Here is a 14,654-nt window from a genome sequence, read left to right as displayed (position 1 = left end):
ACGGGCGTCCCAAACACTGTGCAGATGTCACAGTGACGCGGGGCGCCCGTTCGGCGTATCGTCGTCCCATCGGATGCCACCTGCGGTGACATTCGCTCACACACTGGGGTCTGAGACCCCCGTCTCACCCCGGAAGGAGCGCAGTGCCACAGCTGCCCACCATTGGCCGCAAGACTGGACTCGTCATCGCGATCTTCACCGCCATCTGCTTTGCGGGTTCTGGCCCGTTCGTGAAACCGCTCCTGAATGTTGGGTGGTCGCCGCTCGCGGCCGTGTGGATGCGTGCCACGGGTGCTGCGGTCATCCTCTTGCCGATCGCGCTCATCGTGACCCGCAACGACCTCATGGTGTTCGTGCGTCGATGGAAATGGCTTGTCGGTTATGGTCTGAGTGCGATTGCTTTGACGCAGGCGTTCTACTACTCGGCAGTGGCCCTCATGCCGGTGAGCGTGGCGCTCCTGCTGCAGTACCTCTCGCCAGTGCTCCTGCTCTTCATTGCGTGGGCACGCACGAAGCACCGTCCCGCGACGCTGTCGTTGCTGGGGGCCGGGCTCAGCGTGGCCGGTCTACTCTTGGCCCTCGACCTCGCCTCGGCGGGCGGCATCAACCCGCTCGGTGTGCTCGCGGGTGTGGCGGCGGCGGTGTGCGTGTGTGGGTATTACCTCATTGCGGAGGCACTCCCGGATGACCTGCCGCCGGTCGCGCTCGCGGCGGGCGGCCTCACGGTCGCCTCGCTCACCGTGGGCCTTGTCGGGGTAACGGGGCTCGTGCCGATGGAGTTTCACTTCGGCACCGTGGACATTCTTGGTGGCCTGCCCTGGTGGGTGTCGATGGGTGTGGTGATCCTCTTTGGCACCGTCTTTGGCTACATGGGCGGCATTCTCGCGTCGAAGGCGATCGGTTCGCGCCTCGCCTCGTTCCTCGGCCTGCTTGAGGTGCTCGTCACGATGATCCTCTCGGCCCTCATGCTGAGCGAGACGCCGTCGATCGTGCAGCTGCTGGGTGCGGTGCTTGTCGTGGGCGGTGTTGTGTGTGTGCGTCTCGCGCCGGATACGGTCACGCTCGAGGCGCCGCTTGGCCCAGTCACCGCACCGATCACCCTGCCGATTACGCTGCCGCCGCCCTCGGCCGCTGCTCAGGCGCTCGCGCTGCAGGAGGCGGAGCAGCAGCCTGGCACGCACGCGATTACGATGCAGACCGGTCTCATCGGTATCGTCCGCGTCGACCCCGAGCGCATCAGCCACGACCACGACCCCGAGCCGACGACCGGCACGATCACGGGCCTCATCCCACTGCCGGAGGATGTCGACACCTCGCGAGACGACGAGTCCTGAACTCATCGGGTAATCTCCTCGCGGCGGCATTCGACCACCTCAGAACCGCATCCAGAAATGTGTGGGGCCAGTCCGCTTGGACTGGCCCCACACATTCATTTGGAACGAACTAGTCGTTGCCGCGCAGGATGGCGATGATCCGCAGGAGCTCGATGTAGATGTAGACGACCGTTGACACGAGCGAGTACGCCGCAATCCAGCCGTAAGCGCGGGGTGCGCCACCACGGACGCCGCGCTGCACGTACTCGAAGTCCGTGACGAGCATATAGGCGCCCATCAGCACGGCGAAGATCCCGATGATGACGCCGAGCGGGATGCCGAACACCTCGATCGAGCGCAGGCCCCAGGTGCCGAACTGCTGGCCAGCACCAAACATCATGAGGCCGAAGTTGAGCAGTGAGAAGATGAAGTAGGCGAGGCCCGCGATCATGAAGAACTGCGTGAACTTCGGCGAAGTGCGGACCTTGCTGTTGAGGAAAAGTAGCAGTACAACGCCGATCACGACGGCCGTCGCGAGGCCCGCCTGGAACACGATGCCGGCGTACTGCGCCTCCAGGAGCGACGAGAATCCACCCACAAGGAAGCCCTCGAACACACCGAAGGTGAAGGTGAGTGCGGGTGAGGGCTTGCGCTTGAAGGCGAGGACGATGCCGGTCACGAGCGCGCCGAGCGCGCCGACAATCGCGAGCAGCGGCACGAACCATGCGAGGGCAGCCGATGCGAGCAGGACGGCAAACACGCCAGCGGTCTTCGCGATAACGTCCTCGTAGGACATGCGGTCCATCTGGTCACGCGTGGCAGCAGGTGCCTGGAACTGCTGGTACAGCTGCTCGGGGCTCGGTGCCTGCTGGTAGCCGTACTGCTGCTGTCCGTACTGCGGTGCCTGACCGTAGGCCGGCTGCTGGCCGAACTGAGGCTGCTGGCCGTACTGCTGCGGGGTCGGCACAGCTGGGGTCGCCGTGGCGCGACCATTGAAGAAGTCATTGTTCTTGAGGGCTGAGTTTGCCATCATCACTCCGAGGTAGGTGGGCGGACGCCCGGCACACAGGGGCCGAACATGTGTTGGAGGCTAGCAAGGCAAGCTGATACGAGCATCGGCCTTGCGACGTTGTTCGCCGCCAACGTATGGCAGATCTATCGGGAGGAGGAGTCTTCGGCGAGCAGGCTCTCTGCGGCGTCTGCAGTGCGCTCGCCTCGCCGGGCGAAGAGTGACGCGATGAGGCGGTGTCCGATGAGGAACGCACCGAGCACGATCGTCGTCACGATGATGAACGGGAACTCGGCGGTATTGCCGCTGAGCACTCGGAGTGCGAGGCCACCCGCGACGGTGACAAGCCACACGACAACTCCGGCAGCCCACACACGGCGCGGATCCTTCTTCAATGTCTCGAGCGAGATCCACGAGACAAGGAGCGCCACGAGGAACGGCCACACCGTTGAAAAGACGCCACCGAGTGAAAGGTCTTCCCCGTGCGAGTTTCGGCCGAGCACCGCAAACAGCAGCACCAGCGCCGCATCAATGAAGTAGAACAGGCCCTTGGGGGCTCGGCGCACATTCGCTGAAGTCATGCCTCCACCGTACGTGCTTCCGTGCCGCGCTGGCGATCAGCCATTCGGCGTGAATCGGTACCCCATGCCGGGTTCCGTTCGGAACCACTCGGGAGCGGACGGATACCGCTCCAGCTTGTGTCGAAGCTGCGATAGGTACACGCGCGAGTAGTGTTTCTCTTCTTCGTAGCCCGGTCCCCAGACGCGAGCAAGGAGTTGCCGCTGGCTCAGGAGCCGGTCGGGATTGCGGGCGAAGAGCTCAAGAATCTTCCATTCGATCGGCGTGACCCTCACAGCCTCGCCATCCAGCGTCACTCGCGTCTCGGCGAGATCGATGACGAGGCGGCCGTCGGAAGTCACCACGCGAGACGTCTCGTCGACGGGCACGCTCGCGGTGCCCGCTCCACGTCGAAGTGCTGCGCGGAGCCGCGCGAGGAGCTCATCCATGGCAAACGGCTTGTCAACGTAGTCATCGGCGCCCGCATCCAGCGCCAGGATTTTCTGCGCGCCGTCGTGTCGGGCCGAGACGACGAGGATCGGCACATTCGACCAGCCGCGAAGTCCGCTGATCACGGCAACGCCATCCATGTCGGGAAGGCCGAGGTCAAGCAGCACAGCATCAGGGTGGTGGTTGGCAGCCAGGACCAGGGCAGTGGCGCCGTCCTTCGCCAACATGACGTCGTAGCGGCGTGCCTTGAGATTGACGGCAAGTGCGCGAGCGATCTGTGCGTCGTCTTCGACGATGAGGACACAGCTCATGATGCGTGACGCTCCTGTTTCGGTCGGCGACGCTCGCCCATTCCCCGGGCCTGGTCACGATCATAGGGATCCGTATTGTCCGGGAGATCTAAGACCACCGTGAGGCCACCACCCGGCGTCGCCTCTGCCGTGAGGTTGCCGTCCATGGCCTCTGCAAATCCCTTGGAGACCGCGAGTCCGAGGCCAAGACCCTCGGTCGTCGTCGCATCCCCGAGTCGTCGGAACGGGGTGAAGATATGTTCCTGTTCATGTTCGGCGACGCCGGGACCACGGTCGATCACATGGAACACGACATGACCCGGACGCGTGCCCACCTCGAGACGAATCGGCGCGTCGGGTGCGTAGCGAACGGCGTTTTCCAAGACATTTGCAAGGATCCGTTCCACGAGGCCCGGGTCGGCGAGGCACACGGCCTCGGTCTCGCCAGTCAAACGTACCTGCGCGTCTGAGGGGAGGCTTGCGAGCACCTGCAAGCACGGCTCAACAGCTGCGAACGGGATGCGGTGGACGGGCACCATACCGGTCGAAATACGGCTCATGTCGAGCAGATTGGCCACGAGATCATCGAGGCGGTCGGCACCCGCTTCGATCGTGGCGAGCAACTCGGCTCGGTCATCAGGGTCGAGCTCGATGTCATCCATGCGAAGACTGGAAATGCCAGCCTTGATCGCGGTGAGCGGCGTGCGCAAGTCGTGCGAGACCGCTGCCAAGAGGGCGGTGCGCATGTCATTACCCGCACTGAGTTCTCGCGTTTCCATCTGGACGCGCTGGAGTTCGCGATGTTCGACGACTCGTGCGAGTCGGCCTCCGTACGCTTCGAGCAACTGCTCATCGGCCGGCGCGAGCTCTGACGCCGTTGATCGGAGCTCGAGGTCACCCGCGAGACTCAGACGTCGGGGTGCGTCGGCGCCGACGGGTTCGCCGGCGTTGCCGAGCACGACTTCCTGGTCTTCCTTGTGCTCTGGCCGACGGACGAGCTCGACCGCGCCGAGGTTCAGCGCATCACGAAGGCGAACGAGAAGCGACGGAACATCTTCGTCCGCAGTGAGGAAGCTGCTGGAGAGCTCCGCGAGAATGGATGCCTGGCGGTTGGCTTCATTTGCCGCTCGAGCGCTCCGAGCCGATCCGTCGACAACCCACGCGACGGCTGCCGCGACACCGACGTAGACCACGAGCGCGAAGATGGACTCCGGCTCGGAAATGGTGAGCGTGCCGGTGGGTGGAGTGAAGAACCAGTTCACCAAGAGAGCCCCGAGCAGTGAGGTGGAGATTGCAGGCAGCATGCCGCCAACGAGTGCAACAGCGACGCTCAGAGTGATGTAGCTCAAGAGGTTGATGCTCTGGGGGAAGGTCTCGCGACCGATCGCGAGGAATCCTGCGGTGAGCAGGGCCGACCCGACGAGGGAGAGGATCCAGCCGAGGATGCGGCGGCGTCGGCCGAGCGCGGAGGGGTCGCGGGCAGCGCGCGCTCGACCGCGTCCGACAGCGTCGTGCGTGACGATGTGCACGTCGATATCGCCTGCAAATCGCACGATGCGCGCACCAACGCCTGCACCGAAAAAGCGCTCGATGGGGGAGCGCCGCGATTGCCCGATCACGAGCTGCGAGGCGTTGATGGAACGCGCCGTGGCAAGCAGTGCACGCGCTGGATCTGCGCCCCGGACCGCGTGCCAGCTGCCGCCGAGTTCATGGACGAGCGCGCGTTGACGGTCAAGAAGCGCCGCGGATCCGCTCGCGAGCCCGTCGTCACGCAGCACATGCACGGCGTGTAGTTCACGGCCTGCACGCCGGCCCACGATGCGAGCGCCGCGGCGGATGAGGGTTTCTGACTCAGGGCCGCCGGTAATCGCAACTGCGATGCGCTCGCGGGCGGGCCAGCTGGCCTCGATATTGTGCTCACGCCGATAGGCGATCATTCGGGCATCGACCTGGTCCGCGAGCCAGAGCAGCGCGAGTTCGCGGAGGGCAGTGAGGTTGCCGACTCGGAAGTAGAAACCGAGCGCCGCATCCACCTTGTCCGCGCTGTAAACCTCGCCGCGCGCGAGGCGTGCCCGGAGAGCTTCCGGAGGAAGGTCGACGAGTTCGACGTCATCGGCGGCGCGAAGCACAGAGTCCGGTGTGGTCTCTCGCTGACGCTGGCCGGTGATGGATTCGACAACGTCGTTCAGGCTCTCGAGGTGTTGAATGTTCACTGTTGAAAGCACATCGATGCCCGCCTCGAGCAGGGTCTCAATGTCTTGCCACCGCTTCGTGTGGTGCGCCCCGGGGCCCGGCCGGGCGCCCTCGGGGTTATCTCCCTCCGGAATAGAGTGCGCAAGCTCATCAACGACCGCCACATCAGGTCGGCGTTCAAGGAGTGCCGCAAGGTCCATATCCTCAAACACCGCGCCACGGTGGGGAATCTGGATTCGGGGCAAGACTTCCAGATCCCCAACCGCGGCGCGTGTTCGAGCTCGCCCGTGGTCCTCAATCAGGCCAACGACGACGTCTTTCCCAGCGTCGCGAAGCTCGCGCGCCTCTTGCAGGCAGGCGTACGTCTTGCCGACTCCGGGTGCGAAGCCGAGGTAGACCTTGAGGTGGCCGCGACGGGCAATGTCCTCCATAGAGAGAAGGCTACTTGCCTGCAGCTGCGGCCAGGGCAGCGTTGAGTTCGAGTACATTCACGCGAGGCTCACCGAGGAAGCCGAGCGGAGGCTGTTCGCTCGCCACATTGACGAGTCCCGTGACCGTCTCGACACTGAGGCCACGCGCGTGTGCCACCCGGTTGATCTGGATGCGCGCGTACTCGGGGGAAATGTGTGGGTCAAGACCCGATCCCGAAGCAGTGACGGCGTCGAGTGGGACTTCACTCGGGTCGACGCCGTTCTCTGCTGCGACGGATGTGCGCAGTGCGTTGACCGAGGCGATCAATTCCGGATTGCTCGGCGAGAGGTTGGACGCACCCGAGCTGAGGGCGTCGTAGCCGTCACCCGCAGCGGACGGGCGACCGTGGAACCACTCGTCGTTGGTGAACTGTTGACCGATGAATCGCGATCCAATGACCGCTCCATCTGCGGAGGTGAGGAGCGACCCGTTGGCCTGTGCCGGCACGATCAGACCGACTCCTGCGATGAGCACGGGATACGCAATTCCAAGGATGACGGTGAGAGCGAGTAGCGCCCGGAGCGCTGTCCAGAGGTTAGCGAGGGAGTTACGAATGCTGAAATTCATGGAATGTCACTCCAATGACGTGCTTAGGCCATGCCGGGAATCAGGCTGATGAGCAGGTCGATGATCTTGATACCGATAAACGGGGCGATGAGACCCCCGAGCCCGTAAATGAGGAGGTTGCGTCCGAGGAGTGCACCTGCGGACACTGCCCGATAGGCGACCCCGCGAAGAGCGAGCGGGATGAGGGCGATGATGATGAGAGCGTTGAAGATGACGGCCGAAAGAATGGCCGACTCGGGACTCGTGAGCCCCATGATGTTCAGCGCCTTCAGCCCCGGGAACGCCGTCATAAACATCGCCGGGATGATAGCGAAGTATTTCGCGATATCGTTCGCGATCGAGAAGGTCGTGAGTGCGCCACGAGTGATGAGCAGCTGCTTTCCGATTTCCACGATTTCGATGAGCTTGGTCGGATCGGAATCGAGGTCGACCATGTTGCCGGCCTCCTTTGCTGCCGAGGTGCCCGTGTTCATCGCGACCCCCACGTCGGACTGCGCGAGAGCCGGTGCATCATTTGTGCCGTCACCGGTCATGGCCACGAGATGTCCGCTCTCTTGTTCCTTGCGGATGAGTGCGAGCTTTTCTTCGGGAGTGGCCTCGGCAAGGAAGTCGTCGACGCCGGCTTCGGCCGCGATGGCCTTCGCCGTGAGTGGATTGTCCCCGGTGACCATGACGGTGCGAATGCCCATAGCGCGCAACTGCGTGAATCGCTCGCGCATACCCTGCTTCACGATGTCCTTGAGGTGGATGACGCCGAGCACTTGCCGGACACCGCACGTTTCTGAGGCGACCACCAGGGCCGTCCCGCCGGAGGACGAGATACGTTCGACGAGCGGGATCGTTTCCTCGGGGACACTCGCTCCCGTCTCATGCACCCACTTCACGAGTTCGCTCGCCGCGCCCTTCACGATGGTTCGGCCATCGGCAAGTTCCACCCCGGACATGCGGGTCTGCGCCGTAAATGGGATGAAGGTTGCGCCAGCGGTTGCTTCCGCACCGAGCGGTTCGAGCTGGTACCGCTGTTCCGCGAGCATCACGATGGAGCGGCCTTCTGGTGTCTCATCGGCGATCGAAGAAAGATGTGCTGCAGCCGCAAGTTGGGCCGTCGTGACCGAACCGACGGGCAGCACCTCCACCGCCTGACGGTCGCCATAGGTGATCGTTCCGGTCTTGTCGAGCAGCAGCGTCGAGACGTCGCCCGCCGCTTCGACCGCACGGCCCGACAAAGCGAGCACATTGCGCTGCACGAGTCGATCCATGCCGGCGATGCCGATCGCAGACAGGAGCGCACCGATGGTTGTCGGGATGAGACACACGAGGAGGGCCACCAAGACCGTCACCGATTGCTCTGCCCCCGAGTAGAGGGCCATGGGTGCGAGGGTAAGCACCACGAGCACGAAGATGATCGAGAGGACTGCGAGCAGGATGCCGAGTGCAATCTCGTTCGGTGTCTTCGCTCGTGTGGCACCCTCCACGAGGCTGATCATCCGGTCGAGGAAGGTGGACCCGGGCTTCGAGGTGATCCGCACTACGATGCGGTCCGACAGCACACGAGTGCCGCCCGTCACCGCGCATCGGTCGCCACCGGATTCCCGAATTACGGGCGCAGATTCTCCCGTGACTGCCGACTCGTCGACGCTTGCCGCGCCTTCGACCACGTCACCGTCGCCGGGAATGACATCACCAGCGATGACTTCCACGAGGTCGCCGGGTGCGAGCTCTGATGCGCCGATTTCTCGGATTTCGCCATCGGCGCCGATGAGACGGGCCATCGTAGCAGTCTGGGTGTTCCGAAGCGAGGCTGCCTGCGCCTTGCCTCGGCCTTCGGCAACTGCTTCCGCAAGGTTGGCGAACAGCACCGTGAGCCAAAGCCAGACCGAAAGGGATACCGCAAACACGCTCGGGTGGATGCATGCGAGGACCAGGGTGAGGACAGCCCCGACCTCGACGATGAACATGACCGGGGTCTTCACCATCGTGCGCGGGTCGAGCTTACGCAGGGCGAGCGGCAGGGCCGCGAGCAGCTGGCGTGGGCCAAAGGGCTGCTGGCTCCGGTTCGGTTTCTTTGGGCTGTTGTCGCGCTTGGCAGCACCAGCCTGCTCCTCGACGAGCGGGAGCGGTTCGGGTAGGGACGCAGTGTTGTGGATCACGAGAGTGCCTCTGCAATCGGGCCGAGTGCCAGCGCGGGGAGGAACGTGAGTGCGCTGACGAGGAGAGCTACGCCAACCATGAGGCCGGCGAACATCGGGGTGTGGGTGGGCAGGGTTCCCGGACTCTCGGGCGTGTGACCCTGCTCAGCGAAGGAGCCAGCAAGTGCAAGCGCTGCAGTGATGGGCACGAAGCGACCAAAGAGCATCGCCAGCCCAATGCCGACGTTGTAGAACGGCGTATTCGCGTCCAATCCTGCAAAGGCCGAGCCGTTGTTGTTGGCACCGGAGGTGAAGGCGTAGAGCACCTCGGTGAGTCCGTGCGGTCCGGCATTCAAGATCGATGTGCGTGCATCGGGGATTGCGAGTGCGAGACCGGTGCCGATGAGCACAAGTGCTGGCATTGCGAGAATGTAGATCGCAGCGAGCTTGATCTGCTTCGGACCGATCTTCTTTCCGAGGTATTCCGGCGTGCGTCCGACCATGAGGCCGGCGATGAAGACCGCCAGGATCGCCACGATGAGCATGCCGTACATACCCGTGCCGACGCCGCCGGGCGAAATTTCGCCGAGCAGCATGTTCAGTGCGAGCAAGCCGCCGCCGAGCGGTGAGTAACTCGAGTGGAACGAGTCCACAGCGCCCGTCGACGTCATGGTGGTGGTCGTTCCGAAGAATGCGGATGGGATCACGCCGAGCCGTACTTCGCGGCCCTCCATGTTCAGCGGATTCGACAGTTCCGCCCAGATCAAGAGTGCGAGCGATGAGAGGTACAGGAAACTCATCGCGCCGAGCACCGCGAATCCCTGACGACGATCGCCGACCATCGTGCCGAAGGTGCGGGGAAGCGCGGTCGGGATGAGCAGAACGAGAAAGATCTCGATGAGATTGGTCCATGCGCTCGGGTTCTCAAAGGGGTGGGCCGAGTTCGCATTGAAGAATCCGCCGCCGTTCGTGCCGAGCTCCTTGATGACTTCCTGGCTTGCTACTGGACCAGTGGGGATCGTCTGCGTTCCCCCGTTGAGCGTGGCCGCCACCGTCGGGTCAGCAAAGTTCTGGGGAATGCCGGAAATGAGCAGAACGATCGCGAACACGACCGCGATAGGCAGCAGCACGTGCAGGCAGCCGCGCACGAGGTCCACCCAGAAGTTCCCGATGCGGTCGGTCTTGTTGCGGCTCAGACCGCGGATGAGCGCAACCGCGACCGCGAGGCCGACGGCTGCCGAGACGAAGTTCTGCACGGCAAGGCCAGCCATCTGCACGAGATGGCCCATCGTGGATTCGCCGCCGTAGGACTGCCAGTTGGTGTTTGTCGTGAAGGAGACAGCGGTGTTCCAGGCCTGGTCCGGGGCGACCGGTTCATGCCCGATCGAGAGCGGCAGCCACTGCTGCAGGCGTTGCAGGCCGAACAGGCACAGCACTGAGAGAGCCGAAAATGCGAGCAGGCCTCGCAGATATCCGCGCCAACTCTGCTCGGCAATCGGATCGATGCCGCAGACGCGGTAGATGACTCGCTCTATGCGAAGGTGGCGTTCGCTCGTGAACACACGAGCGAGATAGTCGCCGAGCGGCACATGACACGCTGTGAGGGCGACCACAACAAGCAGGATTTGTCCGATGCCTGCGAGGACGGTTTCATTCACGAGAAACGCTCCGGATCAACGAGGGCGATGACGAGATACGCGAGCGCGCAGACGCCGAGGATCAAGCCAATGACGAGTTCGGGGTTCATAGACGGTCAGCTCCCTCTCCGAGGAAGGCAACGAGGCTGAAACACAGGACCGTCAGCGCGATGAAGACGAGATCCAGCACGGTGTTCTCCTTGTCATGTGGGGCAGGGCCGCGCAGCGTACGAGCGCGATGCGGGGCGCTGGTTGTGGGGCCAGCGATTCCAGCGTCATCCGTCCGCACCGTGTGACCGGGTGATCTTGACGGCTTCTTGACGCCTCGTTGACAGGTCTTGACACGCTGTTGACTCTCGGCGACGGAGAGGTTCACCGTCGGGTCATGCGACGGTCGTTTCGGTTCGGCACACTCCGTGCATGCTCGAACTAGGTCATGGACGCCCTCGACTGATCGGTCACCGAGGCGCTCCCTATTACCGTCCGGAGCACTCCGCTTCGGGCTATCGCATGGCTCTCTCGCAAGGATGCGACGCCATTGAGCCGGATCTTGTGCCGAGCCGCGATGGCGTGCTTGTGATCCGTCACGGAGAAGCCTTGGCTTCATCAACCGATGTGGCCGACCGGCCAGAATTTGCGTCGCGTCGACGCCGCAAGGTGGTGGATGGACGTGAACTCCACGATTGGTTCACCGAGGATTTCACCTGGGAGGAACTTGCGACCCTGCGGTGCCGTGAACCCTATCCGGAGCAGCGGCCCAAGAGTGCGGCATACGACGGCAAGTATCCGCTCATGCGTCTCGACCACCTCATGCGGTTGCTGGAAGCCGATCGTGACGAGCGCGGTACTGCGAGCCTTGTCATCGAATTGAAGACACCGAGTGCCTTCGCCAAGGAGGGCTACGACTTGGTGGGGATGCTCATTCGCAAGCTGGAGGAGATGGGTTCCTCGGAACTCTTGGAAGGTCTCATCATCGAAAGCTTTGACCGCGAGGCGCTTCGTGAACTGCGGTGGGCGATGCCGTTAAAGCTGATGCCATTATTTGCAGGGAACGCGGACGACGAGGCGGCGCTTGATGAGGCTTCACTCGACGATCTCACGCATTGGGCGGACGGAATGAGCATCGCAACTTCGACACTCGGGGTTCGCACACGGGCTGACCTTGATGGGGCGGCTGCCGGTTCTGCCCTCGTTGCGGCGGCGCACGAGCGTGGGCTCGAAGTGTTCACGTACACCCTTCGCCCCGAAGACAATGCTATGCCGCCAGCCTTTGTCGGCGATCCGGAAACGTACTGGCGTGGCCTGCTCGCGACGGGTGTCGATGGGGTGTTCGCCGACGCCCCAGATCTCGTGCGGCCGTTACTCGATGACTATGCGACCCCGGAGCGGGCGGCGTTGTTTGCATCCACGCAGCACGCCGATTGACGTGCCCGTGGTGCTTGGCTCAGAGCTGGATGTCGGTGGTCCCGCCTAGACTCGACCCCGCCATGACGCTTCTGCCACCACTTCCAGGTCCTGCCGCATCGTCCCTTGTCGAAGGGCTCAATCCCCAGCAGCGCGAGGCCGTCGAGTATCGCGGCCCCGCGCTCCTCATCGTGGCTGGTGCCGGGTCTGGCAAGACGCGTGTGCTGACGCACCGCATCGCCTCGCTCATCGCAACGCGAGAGGCCTGGCCGAGCCAGATTCTCGCCATCACCTTCACCAACAAGGCAGCTGCAGAGATGCGTGAACGCGTTGAGGGGCTCCTTGGCGAGGGTGCCGAGGGCATGTGGATCTCCACGTTCCACTCGGCGTGCGTGCGGATCCTCCGGCGCGAGGCCGAGAGGTTTGGTTATGGGCAGGGCTTCACTATCTACGATTCCGCTGACTCGCGGGCGCTCCTCAAACGCATCGTGAAGTCGCTCGAAGCAGACGTGCTTGGCCTCACGCCAGCCGCTGCCCAGGGCACGATCTCGAAGCTCAAGAACGAGCTGATCGACGTTGACGGGTTCTCCCGGCAGGTGTCCGGGGGCGACCCAAAGGAGCAGATGCTGCTCGAGGTGTATCGCCAATACGATCGCGAGCTCCGTCGCGCGCACGCTTTTGATTTTGACGACCTCATCGGCCAAACCGTGTGGCTGTTCCGCGCGCACCCCGAGATCGCGGCGCACTACCAGCGCCGGTTCCGCCACATCCTCGTCGACGAGTACCAGGACACGAACCACGCCCAGTATTCGTTGATCCGTGAGCTCACTCGCCCTGTCGAGCCGCAACACGTACCAGCAGACACCCGGATGCAGCTCGCACCAGACGGCAGTATCCCGCCTGCTTCACTCACGGTCGTCGGCGACTCCGACCAGTCGATTTACGCCTTCCGCGGCGCAGACATCACGAACATCACCAACTTTGAGCGCGACTATCCCAGCGCCAACACGATTCTGCTCGAACAGAATTACCGCTCCACGAACACGATCCTGAAGGCAGCCAACGCTGTCATCGGCAATAACTTCGACCGCATCGCGAAGAACCTCTGGTCTGCGTCCGGTGAGGGCTCGCTGATTGTTGGCTTTGCCGGGTATTCGGGCCATGATGAGGCACAGTTTGTGGCCGACGAGATTCACCGACTCCACGATGAAGACGGCCTAATGTTCAGCGACATGGCGGTGTTCTACCGCACGAACGCACAGACCCGTGCGCTCGAAGAAATCCTCATCCGTTCGGCAGTGCCGTATCGATTGATCGGCGGCACGAAGTTCTATGAGCGGGCAGAAATCAAAGACGTCATGGCGTACCTCATGGCAGTGGCAAACCCTGCTGATGAGCTCGCACTGCGCCGGATCCTCAACACTCCCAAGCGCGGGATCGGTCCGATGAGCGAGACCGCAATTTGGGATTTCGCCGAGCGTCAGGGCATCACCTTCCGTGAGGCGATGCGACGTGCCAAGGAGCTTGGCCTTGGCCCAAAGGTGACGAACGCGATCCTCGGCTTGGCTGAGATTCTTGACGATGCGTCGGAATCGCTCGACCCGGATCGGCCAACGGGAGCAGCCACCGTTGGTGAGCTCCTCACGGCGCTGCTGCGCAAGACCAAGTACCTCGACAAGCTCTACGAAACGGGCAACCCGCAAGACGAAGCCCGCGCCGAGAACGTAGAAGAGCTCATCTCGGTGGCGAAGGAATTCGACAAGACGCATCCTGACGGCACACTCGTCGACTTTCTCACGGAAACGGCCCTGGTGGCGGCCGCGGATGAGCTTGATGATGAGTCGGGTGCCGTCTCCCTCATGACGCTTCACACGGCGAAGGGTCTCGAGTTCGACGCGGTCTTCGTGACCGGTGTTGAAGAAGAGCTGCTGCCGCATCGGATGTCGGCGGGGGAGCCGGGCGGGCTGCAAGAAGAGCGGCGCCTGTTCTACGTCGGGATCACGCGTGCTCGTAAGGTGCTGCACCTGTCGCTCGCCTCGATGCGCAATACCTTTGGCGAGACGAATCCGTCGATGCCGAGCCGCTTCCTTGATGAGATTCCGGCCGAGCTCATCGATTGGCGTCAGGCGCCGGGCGAGGCGCAGGGCGGTTTGGGCTTCGGGCGGTCCCTCGGCGGCGGATCTCGCGAACTTGACTCGGGCTTTGGCTCGTCCGGTGGCTATGGCGGTTATGGCCGTGGTTCTTCGGCCGGGTCGTCGGGGGGACAGGGATTCTCGAGCGTTCGCTTTAAAGATCCCGATGCCGGTCGAGAGTTTGGCAAGCCGAAGCCCAAGAAGAAGTGGGTGAACGACATCACCGGCCAAGTCCGCGACAATTCGGGGCTGCAGCTCGAACGCGGTGACCGTATTCGCCATGTCGACTTCGGTGAGGGCACGATTCGCGCGATGCTCGGGAGCGAGAAAAAGCGGATCGCTGAAGTCGACTTCGACAACGCCGGCCGCAAGAAGCTCCTCATCAACCTCGCCCCGATCGAGAAGCTCTAGCGCGTCCCGCGCCCGCCCGTCCCCGCCGCTCAGGTCGCAGTTTCGACCTCAGGTCGCGCGACCTAGGGTCGAAACTGCGACCTGAGCGGG

Annotated in this window: 11 protein-coding genes; 3 read left to right on the top strand and 8 right to left on the bottom strand. The window is 63.4% G+C overall.

Annotated elements, in window-relative coordinates:
* The first annotated feature begins 143 nt into the window (after positions 1 to 143).
* A complete protein-coding gene (locus ZAL01S_RS04305; protein WP_066080270.1) occupies positions 144 to 1,334 on the top strand; it encodes a DMT family transporter in 1,191 nt (396 codons plus the stop codon).
* Between the two features lie 109 nt (positions 1,335 to 1,443).
* Here the strand turns inward: ZAL01S_RS04305 and ZAL01S_RS04300 are convergent, their stop codons facing one another.
* The 8 genes from ZAL01S_RS04300 to ZAL01S_RS04265 form a co-directional block, all read right to left on the bottom strand.
* Complete coding sequence (locus ZAL01S_RS04300; RefSeq protein WP_159421578.1) at positions 1,444 to 2,343, bottom strand: Bax inhibitor-1/YccA family protein; 900 nt, start codon at positions 2,341 to 2,343, stop codon at positions 1,444 to 1,446.
* 125 nt (positions 2,344 to 2,468) lie between these two features.
* Complete coding sequence (locus ZAL01S_RS04295) at positions 2,469 to 2,903, bottom strand: DUF3054 domain-containing protein (protein ID WP_066080263.1); 435 nt, start codon at positions 2,901 to 2,903, stop codon at positions 2,469 to 2,471.
* A gap of 36 nt (positions 2,904 to 2,939) precedes the next feature.
* On the bottom strand, positions 2,940 to 3,641 hold the full coding sequence (locus ZAL01S_RS04290) for a response regulator (RefSeq protein ID WP_066080260.1): 702 nt from the start codon (positions 3,639 to 3,641) through the stop codon (positions 2,940 to 2,942).
* On the bottom strand, positions 3,638 to 6,244 hold the full coding sequence (locus ZAL01S_RS04285) for an ATP-binding protein (RefSeq protein WP_083523060.1): 2,607 nt from the start codon (positions 6,242 to 6,244) through the stop codon (positions 3,638 to 3,640). The genes ZAL01S_RS04290 and ZAL01S_RS04285 overlap by 4 nt, the downstream gene beginning before the upstream one ends.
* 10 nt (positions 6,245 to 6,254) lie before the next feature.
* Positions 6,255 to 6,851: a potassium-transporting ATPase subunit KdpC gene (kdpC, locus tag ZAL01S_RS04280; protein WP_066080257.1), complete on the bottom strand. Its 597-nt coding sequence runs from the start codon at positions 6,849 to 6,851 to the stop codon at positions 6,255 to 6,257.
* 23 nt (positions 6,852 to 6,874) lie between these two features.
* Positions 6,875 to 9,001: a potassium-transporting ATPase subunit KdpB gene (kdpB, locus tag ZAL01S_RS04275; RefSeq protein ID WP_370664269.1), complete on the bottom strand. Its 2,127-nt coding sequence runs from the start codon at positions 8,999 to 9,001 to the stop codon at positions 6,875 to 6,877.
* Positions 8,998 to 10,638: a potassium-transporting ATPase subunit KdpA gene (gene kdpA / locus ZAL01S_RS04270; RefSeq protein WP_083523059.1), complete on the bottom strand. Its 1,641-nt coding sequence runs from the start codon at positions 10,636 to 10,638 to the stop codon at positions 8,998 to 9,000. Before kdpA ends, kdpB begins: the two co-directional genes overlap by 4 nt.
* On the bottom strand, positions 10,635 to 10,727 hold the full coding sequence (locus ZAL01S_RS04265) for a potassium-transporting ATPase subunit F (RefSeq protein WP_066080254.1): 93 nt from the start codon (positions 10,725 to 10,727) through the stop codon (positions 10,635 to 10,637). Before ZAL01S_RS04265 ends, kdpA begins: the two co-directional genes overlap by 4 nt.
* 310 nt (positions 10,728 to 11,037) lie before the next feature.
* On the opposite strand from ZAL01S_RS04265, the gene ZAL01S_RS04260 reads away from it, so the two are divergent.
* Both ZAL01S_RS04260 and ZAL01S_RS04255 read left to right on the top strand, forming a co-directional pair.
* Positions 11,038 to 12,042: a glycerophosphodiester phosphodiesterase family protein gene (locus tag ZAL01S_RS04260; protein WP_083523058.1), complete on the top strand. Its 1,005-nt coding sequence runs from the start codon at positions 11,038 to 11,040 to the stop codon at positions 12,040 to 12,042.
* A 62-nt stretch (positions 12,043 to 12,104) separates the two neighbouring features.
* Positions 12,105 to 14,564, top strand: coding sequence for an ATP-dependent helicase (locus tag ZAL01S_RS04255; protein ID WP_110467126.1), 2,460 nt, complete (start codon positions 12,105 to 12,107; stop codon positions 14,562 to 14,564).
* Positions 14,565 to 14,654: the final 90 nt, after the last annotated feature.

It is taken from the genome of [Zimmermannella] alba NBRC 15616, from assembly GCF_001570905.1.
Lineage (GTDB): Bacteria > Actinomycetota > Actinomycetes > Actinomycetales > Microbacteriaceae > Pseudoclavibacter > Pseudoclavibacter albus.
The sequence above is the reverse complement of the archived record's forward strand: the minus strand, read 5'-3'. Positions and strand labels throughout refer to the sequence as shown.

Excerpts from the sequence above, each read along its gene's own strand:
- ZAL01S_RS04300 (WP_159421578.1), bottom strand. The coding sequence starts at position 2,343 with ATGGCAAACTCAGCCCTCAAGAACAATGACTTCTTCAATGGTCGCGCC.
- ZAL01S_RS04295 (WP_066080263.1), bottom strand. The coding sequence starts at position 2,903 with ATGACTTCAGCGAATGTGCGCCGAGCCCCCAAGGGCCTGTTCTACTTC.
- ZAL01S_RS04290 (WP_066080260.1), bottom strand. The coding sequence starts at position 3,641 with ATGAGCTGTGTCCTCATCGTCGAAGACGACGCACAGATCGCTCGCGCA.
- ZAL01S_RS04285 (WP_083523060.1), bottom strand. The coding sequence starts at position 6,244 with ATGGAGGACATTGCCCGTCGCGGCCACCTCAAGGTCTACCTCGGCTTC.
- kdpC (WP_066080257.1), bottom strand. The coding sequence starts at position 6,851 with ATGAATTTCAGCATTCGTAACTCCCTCGCTAACCTCTGGACAGCGCTC.
- ZAL01S_RS04265 (WP_066080254.1), bottom strand. The coding sequence starts at position 10,727 with ATGAACCCCGAACTCGTCATTGGCTTGATCCTCGGCGTCTGCGCGCTC.
- ZAL01S_RS04260 (WP_083523058.1), top strand. The coding sequence starts at position 11,038 with ATGCTCGAACTAGGTCATGGACGCCCTCGACTGATCGGTCACCGAGGC.
- ZAL01S_RS04255 (WP_110467126.1), top strand. The coding sequence starts at position 12,105 with ATGACGCTTCTGCCACCACTTCCAGGTCCTGCCGCATCGTCCCTTGTC.